Source organism: Streptococcus parasanguinis, assembly GCF_001578955.1.
GTDB lineage: Bacteria > Bacillota > Bacilli > Lactobacillales > Streptococcaceae > Streptococcus > Streptococcus parasanguinis_U.
Map to the genome: position 1 here is coordinate 483,429 of NZ_KQ969689.1, position 9,695 is coordinate 493,123.

The 9,695-nt window shown below is 44.7% G+C and carries 6 protein-coding genes; 5 read left to right on the plus strand and 1 reads right to left on the minus strand.

The window, feature by feature from the left end; genetic code table 11:
- Positions 1-486 precede the first annotated feature (486 nt).
- A complete protein-coding gene (locus SPADD19_RS02265; RefSeq protein WP_003014869.1) occupies positions 487-1,260 on the plus strand; it encodes a hypothetical protein in 774 nt (257 codons plus the stop codon).
- Positions 1,261-1,297: 37 nt separating this feature from the next.
- Positions 1,298-1,483, plus strand: a complete 186-nt coding sequence (locus tag SPADD19_RS02270; protein ID WP_013903824.1) for a hypothetical protein — start codon at positions 1,298-1,300, stop codon at positions 1,481-1,483.
- A 132-nt stretch (positions 1,484-1,615) separates the two neighbouring features.
- Here SPADD19_RS02270 and SPADD19_RS02275 read toward each other — a convergent pair whose 3' ends face one another.
- Complete coding sequence (locus SPADD19_RS02275) at positions 1,616-2,098, minus strand: glutathione peroxidase (protein ID WP_003014860.1); 483 nt, start codon at positions 2,096-2,098, stop codon at positions 1,616-1,618.
- A 159-nt stretch (positions 2,099-2,257) separates the two neighbouring features.
- Here SPADD19_RS02275 and rexB point away from each other — a divergent pair, with 159 nt between their 5' ends.
- From rexB to SPADD19_RS02290, 3 genes are read left to right on the plus strand one after another with little or no spacing between them, the layout of a single operon-like run.
- Positions 2,258-5,524, plus strand: a complete 3,267-nt coding sequence (gene rexB / locus SPADD19_RS02280; RefSeq protein ID WP_049498433.1) for an ATP-dependent nuclease subunit B — start codon at positions 2,258-2,260, stop codon at positions 5,522-5,524.
- Positions 5,521-9,186 carry a helicase-exonuclease AddAB subunit AddA gene (gene addA / locus SPADD19_RS02285; protein WP_061455258.1) on the plus strand — a complete coding sequence of 1,222 codons (3,666 nt, stop codon included), beginning with the start codon at positions 5,521-5,523 and terminating at the stop codon, positions 9,184-9,186. The genes rexB and addA overlap by 4 nt, the downstream gene beginning before the upstream one ends.
- Before the next feature lie 3 nt (positions 9,187-9,189).
- Positions 9,190-9,507 carry a DUF4298 domain-containing protein gene (locus SPADD19_RS02290; protein ID WP_061455094.1) on the plus strand — a complete coding sequence of 106 codons (318 nt, stop codon included), beginning with the start codon at positions 9,190-9,192 and terminating at the stop codon, positions 9,505-9,507.
- The last annotated feature ends 188 nt before the right edge of the window (positions 9,508-9,695 follow it).

Genomic DNA, 9,695 nt, shown 5'->3' on the forward strand with positions numbered 1-9,695 from the left:
ATCGTGTTTCTAAAACTTTTCTCACGGCGGAAAGTTTCAATGTATGTTTGAATGAGCCTATGAGTATCTATCAGTTTTTATTTTTCTACATCACTTAGGTTGTTTTAAGTAAAAAACAATTTGTCAACATTCTAAAAAAATAAATAGTCATTCATCAAAAATCCTGACTTCACTCTCAGGCCTTTTGCTTATTCCTTAAGCAATTCTTGGATCAAGTCTGTAGCAAGCGTGAATTGGGCTTTCAAATTGGCTATAGAAAAAAATAACTATCTCAGTCATATATAAGTGTCAGAAGGTCTATAATTGTAGAATATTTCTCCAAAAAAGCTTTTCAAAGATAAGACAAGATGGTAGAATAAAAGCGTAATTTTATGTTGATAAACGATTGTTATTTATAAATGGGTAGATTTATTGTCGTTACACGCTTTATTCAATCCCTATTGAATAAAGAGTTTAGGAAGTTTGCATAAATAAAAAGGGAAACGAATGGAATTTAAAAAACTGAAAAAAATAGGTGTTGGTTTTTTACTACTAGCTTGCTTAGGTGCTTGTTCAAAAACGATTGTTTCAAAGAGTAGTAGTCCTAGTACTAGCGATTCTATGAGCTCAGAAACTAGTAGCGATAGTGAAGAAGACAACCTTAGATTCACAACAGCAGATCAGCTAGAGAAGATACTGTCTGATAAAGATTTGGAAGAGGTTATGTCGCAATACGGTGTGACTAGTGTTAAACTAAATGATGAAGGTGTTTGGGATTATGATGATTCCGAAAAAAGCGTATCTGTTACATATGTATTTTTCGATAAAGATAACAAACAAGTTGGTGGCTTGAATTTCAAAGCTTATGTATATGACCATACAGGTATTGAAATATTGGGTGCGTATAATCGAGGGGAAGTAAAATTTCATATCCAGAATTCTGGACAAGCTCAAGAATTATTAGATACTTATTTAAATTCATCTTTTTACCAACAAAACGAACTTCCAGCGGTGAAAAAATCAGCTTCTAGTAGAACTGCAATCTATTATATTCCTTATATAGATCCAAAGATAGATAACGGAAGTTTTATCTATGATCAGCATGATACTACGGTACAAAGTTCCTTTAGTAGTATGATCTTTCTAAATGGGAAACAACTATTAAATATGGAAATGCATTTTGAGCCTAAGGGGATGTATTCTTTAAAAGAGAGAAAAGTCTCACCTGCTATTATAGATGCATTATTAACTAAGATATCAGAAAACACTCAAGATGAATAGACAATGATAGTGGTATGAAAATAGGGAGGCTAAAAAAATGGCAAATGTTGATAATTACATCATTTTATGCTTTATAGTGGCAACTGCAATTCTTCTAGCTATTCAATTTATAGGCGACCGTCTTTTTGATTGGTTGGTTGATTTACCCCAGAAACTCTTTACGAAGGATTCCGATAAGTATAAAGAAAAACACAGTAGTGAGAAAGAGGGAAGTGAAAAGTAACGATCTCTTATTGGTTCAATTAAAAGTTTAGTCAAACAAACAACCTTCTTGAAGATTGGACTGAATAGATGAATACAATAAGAAAAAGGAAAGAATGTCGTTTATTCAAACATCATTCTTTCCTTTTTTTGCTTATTTTTCAAGCAATTCTTGGATCAAGTCTTCCATGGCAGCTGGTTCTGTTTTGGAGGAGAAGCGTTGGGCGACTTGGCCTTGTCGGTCGATGACAAATTTTGCGAAGTTCCATTCGATGCGTTTGCCCAGTGGCCCAGCTGCTTGGCTTTTGAGCCAGTCATAGAGAGGAAGGGCTTCTTTACCATTGACCGTGGCTTTGGCGAATCGTGGGAAGGTGGTCTGGTAGTTGAGGCTACAGAAGCTATTGATTTCTTCTGAAGTTCCTGGTGCCTGCCCCATGAATTGGTTACAGGGAATGTCTAGGATTTCAAGCCCTTTTTCCTGGTAGCGCAGGTAGAGATCTTGCAGTCCTTGGTATTGCGGGGTCAAGCCACAGCCTGTTGCTGTATTGACCACGATGAGGACCTTACCTTGGTAGTGGGAAAGGGGAATCTCCTCTCCTTGTTGGTTTTCTAAAGAAAAATCATAGATGCTAGTCATAGGTGGTATCCTTTCTGTCTCTTCAGCTTTTATTGTAGCACAAATCTCCTAAAATTAGGCCTAGAGGAGCATGACTTCTTGCTTTAGTCCCTCCTGTGAAAATGATATAATAAGAAGATAACAAGCTCTCAAGAAAATGCCAAAAGGAGAACGGATCGGATGAAATTACTCTATACGGATGTTCGGACCCCCTTGACCCATGTCCTGACACAAGAAGCCGTAGGGTTAGTAGAACAGGGCAAGCGTGTGTTTTACATTGCACCCAACTCTCTTTCCTTTGAAAAAGAAGCCAAGGTCTTGTCTTATTTAGAAGGTCAGGCTTCTTTTGCCATTACCATCACGCGCTTTGCCCAAATGGCCCGTTATTTCATCCTGAACCAGGTCTTTGAGGAGCAACCCTTGGATGATATCGGTCTAGGCATGCTATTTTTTAAAGCTCTTTCCCAGATGAAGGAGCAGGATCTTAAAGTTTACGGGGCTCTGCGTAAGGATCCTCAGTTTATCCAGCAACTGGTCCAGCTCTATCATGAATTGCAGACAGCCCAGATGGATTTTACAGATTTGGAATTGCTCGAGGAAGCTGAAAAAAGAGAGGACCTCTTAGCGATTTTTGAAGCGGTCTCTGAGATGCTGGTCCAGCACCGGTATGAATCCCAGTCCAAGATTGCCTTTTTCCTCAATCAGGTCGAAGAAGGGCACTTAGAGGAGCAATTACAGGATGTGGCGATCGTCGTTGATGGCTTCACGCGTTTTTCTGCTGAAGAAGAGGCTTTGATTAGTCTCCTTCATCGAAAAGGAGTGGAGATTGTCATCGGGGTCTATGCCAGTGAAAAAGCCTATCGGGCAAGCTTTAGAGAGGGCAATCTTTACCAGGCCAGTGTTGACTTTCTGCTCCAGCTGGCAAAGACATTTGAGGTACAGCCACAGTATTGTGGGCAAGCGATCGAAGACTCCTTTAGTCGCATTACCCGCATGCTAGAAGCGCGCTACGATTTTTCACAAGTGGAAAATGAGCTGGAGGACCAAGATCGAACAGCTGTCCAACTCTGGCAAACCAATACGCAAAAAGAAGAGTTGGAATTTGTTGCTAAATCCATCCGTCAGCGTCTTCATGATGGGGCACGCTATCGGGATATTCGGGTCTTGTTAGGCGATGTAGAAGCTTATCAACTGCAGCTCAAGACCATTTTTGACCAGTATCAGATCCCCTTTTACTTGGGACGAAGTGAGGCCATGGTCCACCATCCCTTGATTCAGGTCATTGAATCACTAGGCCGGATCAAGCAGTTCAATTACCAGACAGAAGACGTCATCAATCTGTTAAAAACGGGTCTGTATAGTGATCTGACGCAAGCAGAAGTCGATGCTTTTGAGCAATACCTTCGCTTTGCGGAAGTAAAGGGTGCTACAAAATTTCACAAGCCTTTTACTAGCAATCGTCAGGGTAAGTTTAATCTGGAAGAACTCAATACTTTCCGGGAACGCGTCGTCGAACCTCTAGTCCCTTTCTTTTCACAGCGCAAACAAAAGGTGACCCAACTCTTAACCGCCTTTACAGAGTTTCTGCAAGAGGCCCAGCTTTCTCAGAATCTACAAGCTTTGATCAAGGATCTAGCCTTGGAGGAGCAGGAGCGCTATGACCAGGTCTGGAAGGCCTTTCTCCATGTTTTAGAGGAGTTGAACCTGGTCTTTGAGGACCAAGAGCTGACCGGAGATGACTTTTTGGCCCTCCTCTTATCGGGGATGCAATTGTCTCAATACCGGACAATTCCTGCTACGGTCGATGTGGTGACCGTTCAGTCCTATGACTTGATTGAACCCTTGACAGCGCCTTATGTCTACGCGATCGGGCTGACCCAGGAGCGTTTTCCAAAGATCGCTCAGAACACCTCTCTGCTCAGTGAAGAAGAGCGCCAGCAGCTCAATGAGGCCACCCAAGAAGGAGCAGAGCTCCAGGTGGTGACCAGCGAAAATCTTAAGAAGAATCGCTTTGTGGCAGTTTCGCTCCTCAATGCGGCGACCAACCAACTGGTTCTATCGGCCCCTAGCTTGGTTAATGAAATGGAAGATAGTGTCTCTCCTTACCTTGTAGAATTGGCCAAGGAGCCCATTGCCATCGAGTGGACGACCAAACAAGCCCAAGCTTCGAGTGATGATATTGGGACCTACCGAGCCCTCTTAGCACGCGTGATCGAACTCCTTCAAGAAGAGATTACGAGTGAGCTGTCTCCTGAAGAAGCCAGCTTTTGGGGTGTGGCGGTACGGGTCTTGCGCAAGAAATTAGCTACTGAAGGCATCCAGATTCCTCAGATTTCAACGGAATTAAAGAGCCGTCAGCTTCAGTCGGATACGCTTCAAGCGCTCTATCCAGAGGGCAAAGCCTTGACCTTATCCGCTTCTGCCTTGAATGAATACTACAAGCACCAGTATGCCTTTTATCTGCGCTATGTTTTGGGCCTACAAGAAGACGAAACCATCCGGCCAGATGCCCGCAGTCATGGGAATTTCTTGCACCGGATCTTTGAAAAAGTCTTAAAAGATTGCTCCGATCAAGCGTTTGATCGGCGGTTAAACGAGGCGATTCGAGAAACCAGCCAAGAAGCAGAGTTCCAGCAATTGTATGGAGAAAGTGGAGAGACCAAGTTTATTCGCAACTTGCTTCTTGATACCGCGAAAACGACGGGGCGTGTCCTCGCCCAGCAAAATGGGATCGAGACCATTGGTGAGGAGACCCTCTTTGGCGGAAGCACCCATACCTCTTATCCATTGTCCGATGGCCGTCTCCTGCAGCTACGAGGCAAGGTGGATCGCATTGATCAATTGAGGGATCGGGGAGCCCTCGGAGTCGTGGACTACAAGTCTAGTCTGACGCAGTTCCACTATGACAAGTTCTTTAATGGACTGAATTCTCAATTGCCGACCTATCTCTCTGCGATTCAGGATTTGAAGGAATACCAAGAGGAGCAAGGGATTTTTGGAGCCATGTATTTGGAAATGGGAGATCCCATAGTGGATCTGAAAAAGACAAAGACGGTCGATGATGCCATCAACCAAACCATGAAAAGTCAACAGTACAAGGGGCTCTTTATGGCAGATCAGGCCCCTTATCTAGGCGAGGATTATGATAAGAACAAGGCCATGATGCTGAGTAAGGAAGAGCTGGATTTACTTCTCTTGTACAACGCTTATCTCTATAAAACAGCAGCAGAAGGGATCCTCAAGGGGAAATTTGCCATCAATCCCTATAGTGAAAATGGGCGCAATATCGCACCATTTGTGGAGCAGTTTAAATCCATCACAGGATTTGAAGCGGATCGTCACCTCGGTCAGGCACGGTTCTTGACCAAACTAGACCAAAAAGGAATACGCGGTGAAAAGGTGAAAGCCGCTTGGATCGAGAAGATGAAGGAGGTCTTGAACAAATGATCAAACAAGCATTTTTGACAAGAAAAGAAATCAAGGCCCTTCAGGCCCAAGAGGTAGCTTCTACCAAAGAGCAAAAGCGGACACCAGAACAGATCGATGCCATCTATAGTTCGGGTACCAATATCCTGGTGTCGGCCTCTGCTGGATCAGGAAAGACCTTTGTCATGGTGCAGCGGATACTGGATCAGATGCAGCGAGGCATCTCGATTAAGGAGCTCTTTATCTCGACCTTTACGGTCAAGGCAGCAGGGGAGCTCAAGGAGCGTTTGGAAAGTGAACTTGGAAAAGCCCTGCAAGCGAGCGATGACCCAGAGCTCAAGCAACACCTGGCCCGTCAAATCGCAGATGTCGCCACCAGCGATATCGGAACTATGGACTCTTTTACCCAAAAGGTCTTAACACGCTATGGTTATTTGCTTGGGTTGGCACCTCAGTTTCGCATTTTACAAAATGCCAGTGAGCAGCGCCTCTTACAAAATGAAGTCTTTCAAGCTGTTTTTGACCGCTATTACCAGGGGGAAAACCAAGAAGCCTTTGTCCAGATGGTCAAGAATTTCACAGGCCAACGCAAAAATTTGTCCTTGTTTAAAGAGCAGGTCTACCAGATCTATGACTTCCTTCAGTCGACCAGTGATCCGGAAAAATGGCTGGAAGAGCATTTCCTAAAGGGCTATGAAGAAACCGATTTTGATCAGCTTGAAGGCGAGTTGATGGAGAGCATCCAACAAGCCCTTTATGAGGCAGAGAACTTTTTTGCCTTCCATTTGTCCAATGAAGGCCAAGCATTTGGCAAGGCAAAGTATTTGGAAGCTGTAGAAGAGGTGCTCGATCAGATTGGAAGCCTGACAGGTCCCACCAATAAAGAACAACTGACCTCTGTCCTAAAGTCAGTCGTGGCGATTAGCCGGGCTTCAAATGGGGGAGCCTTGACCAATAGAGCCCGGAAGGAAGAGCTAAAAGACCTAGTCACGGCTTATAACCAGGATAAAACCATACATATCAATCGCCTTAGAGACTTGGAAAATCACCTCTATCAGCTGGAATTTCAACAAACCTTTCACCAAGAAGAAGGCCCCATGCTATCCTTGCTTCGGGACTTTATCAGAGACTTTGCTCGCGCTTATCTGGAGCGAAAAATCCAAGAAAAAGCTTATGAATTTGGGGATATCAGTCATTTTGCGATTCAAATTTTAGAGCAATTCCCAGAGGTGAGACAAGCCTTTCAAGAGCGCTATCATGAGGTCATGGTCGATGAGTACCAGGATACCAACCATACTCAAGAGCGGATGTTGGATTTGCTGTCAAATGGCCACAATCGCTTCATGGTGGGGGATATCAAGCAATCGATTTACCGCTTCCGTCAGGCAGATCCACAGATTTTCAATGATAAATTTAAGACCTACCAGGAAGAAGGGGCAAAAGGGCGTTTGATCCTCCTCAAGGAAAATTTCCGGAGTCATGTGGAGGTATTGGACGCGACCAATAATGTCTTTCGCCATTTGATGGACGAAGAGGTGGGCGAGATTGACTACAATCAAACCCATTATCTGGTTGCAGGAAGTGACAAGCAGCGGATGGCCTTGCCACAACATCGGGCAGAATTTTTGCTCTATGATGGCTCCCAAGACCAGGAAGAAAAGACCGAAGACGAGGAAGCTGCTTCTGGACTCGAGACGGTTTCCAAGGGAGAAATTCTCCTAGTCATCAAAGAAATTTTACGCCTCCATCGGGTGGAAAAAGTGCCTTTTAAAGAGATCACGCTCTTAACGGCGACTCGAACGCGAAATGACGCGATTCTGGAAGCCTTTGACCAGTATCGTATCCCGATTGTGGCAGATAGTGGACAGGCGCATTATCTTGAGTCACTGGAAGTGATGGTCATGTTGGATACCTTGCGGACCATTAACAATCCCTTGCATGATTATCCATTAGTTGCTCTCATGAAATCACCCATGTTTGACTTTGATGAAGATGAATTGGCACGGATTTCCTTGCAGACGCTTCCAGAACAAAAACAAGTGGCCTTCTACCACAAGGTCCAGTTAGCCCTTGAGAAAACTGCAGAGCAGGCGCGGTTGATCGATGCCAAGCTTTCAGCTAAAATCAAGAACTTCCTCAAAGTTTTATCTACTTGGCGGGCTGCTGCCAAGACCTCTTCGCTCTATGATTTGCTTTGGAAAATTTATGAGGATCGCTATTACTATGACTATGTTGGCGCCCTTCCAAATGGGGCCCAGCGCCAGGCCAACCTCTATGCCTTGACGCTTCGGGCCAATGATTATGAAAAAGCCAGCTTTAAGGGTTTGTCGCGCTTCATTGCCATGATCGACAAGGTGATCGAAAATGAACACGATTTGGCTAGCGTCCCCCTTGCAGCACCAAAAGATGCCGTCCAGCTCATGACCGTCCATAAGAGTAAGGGGCTGGAATTCAAGTATGTCTTTATTCTCAATATGGACAAGGCCTTTAACCGTAAGGATCAATCGGGGCCGATTATCCTCAGTCGCCAAAAAGGGATTGGCTTTAAATACATTGCGAACTTGCCGGTTGAGACAGAAAATCCAGCTGCTCCAGAGACTATTCGTCTGCAGATCGAAACGCCTTGCTACCAACGCAATGTGGAAGAAACAAAACTGGCCACAATTTCTGAGCAGATGCGTCTTCTTTATGTCGCCATGACACGGGCTGAGCTCAAGCTCTATCTGGTCGGAAAAGGCCGAGAGGACAAACTGCGTGATACCGATTGGGGGACCAGTCGCAATGGCAAGCTAGATCCAGAGAAGCGAAAAGAATGGACCTCTTATCAGGACTGGCTCTTTGCCATTCAAGATGTGTTTACCAAGAATACTCTGGCCTATGACACGCGTTTTGTGACAGACGAAGACCTGACACCAGACCAGCTGGAACCGCTAGAGAAGGAGAAGGATTCCCGCATGGATCAGCTCAAGGATGTCCGTCAGTCCGAGGATATTCGTCGGGCCTTGGATATCTTGGAAAATGTTGATCGGCTCAATCAGCTCTATGCTCCAGCCATTCATTTACCAAGTGTACGTACTCCTAGTCAGATCAAGAAATTCTACGAGCCAGTCATGGATGCCAATGGCGTCCAGATCATGGATGCAAAGCTTGTTTCGCCTGACTTTGAGCTGCCAACTTTTGGTCAAGAAAAAGCTGTGACAGGAGCCCAAGTCGGTAGTGCTGTCCATGAACTCATGCAGCGCGTGCCTCTTGAAGAAGAAATCACGCTAGAGACGCTGCATCAAGCCTTGGAGCAAGTTCAAGCGGAGCCAGCGGTCAAAGCCCGCATCAAGCTAGAGGCCATCCTTGCTTTCTATGAGACACCTTTGGGGACCTTGCTTCAAAAAGAGGCCTCTCGAGTCCGGCGCGAAGCACCCTTTGCCATGCTGAAGAAAGATCCTGCAAGTGGAGAGGACTTTGTCGTGCGGGGGATCTTGGATGGGTATATCGTGCTAGAAGATCGGATTCTGCTCTTTGACTACAAGACAGATCACTACAAGGTCCCTAGCCAATTGGTCGAACGCTACCGAGATCAGCTCGATCTCTATGCAGAAGCTCTTCGTCGTTCTTATGGCAAAGAGCAAGTAGAAAAATACCTCGTGCTTCTAGGTGGTCCCCATCTAGAAGTGGTGAAAGTGGAGTAAATCATGGCAATTGCACAGGAAAACATCGAACGGATTCAAAGAATGGAAGGCTATTTGAATGACTATGCTAAGACTTTGGAAGATACAAAAAAAGCAGTGGATCGACTAAGAGAGCATCAAGAAAGCTATATCCAACTGCGCGATTATTATAGTAGTCAGGCCTATTTTGATGATTTGGACTTGTCCAATCAAGCTGACTTTCCGGCAGATCTTCCTTGTGGTGTCTTGTCCGAAGATGCCGTTTATGATTTATTAGACGAGCACTTTCAGATGGGAGTCGAACTCTTGGAGATCGCAACGAAGATGATCAAAGAACGGTGAAATTTCAATCTAAAAGCTCCGGGAAACCGGAGTTTTTAGATTGAAGACTAACGTCATCATAGAAACTTTCCTTAGGTGAGTACGGACGTCAGTGAACTTCTACGAAGTTCCATGACTTAGTTTTGAACCTAAAGTTTCAAAACTCCCGAGTGCTAGAAACAAAAGTGTTTCTAGCACTTTTCTCACGG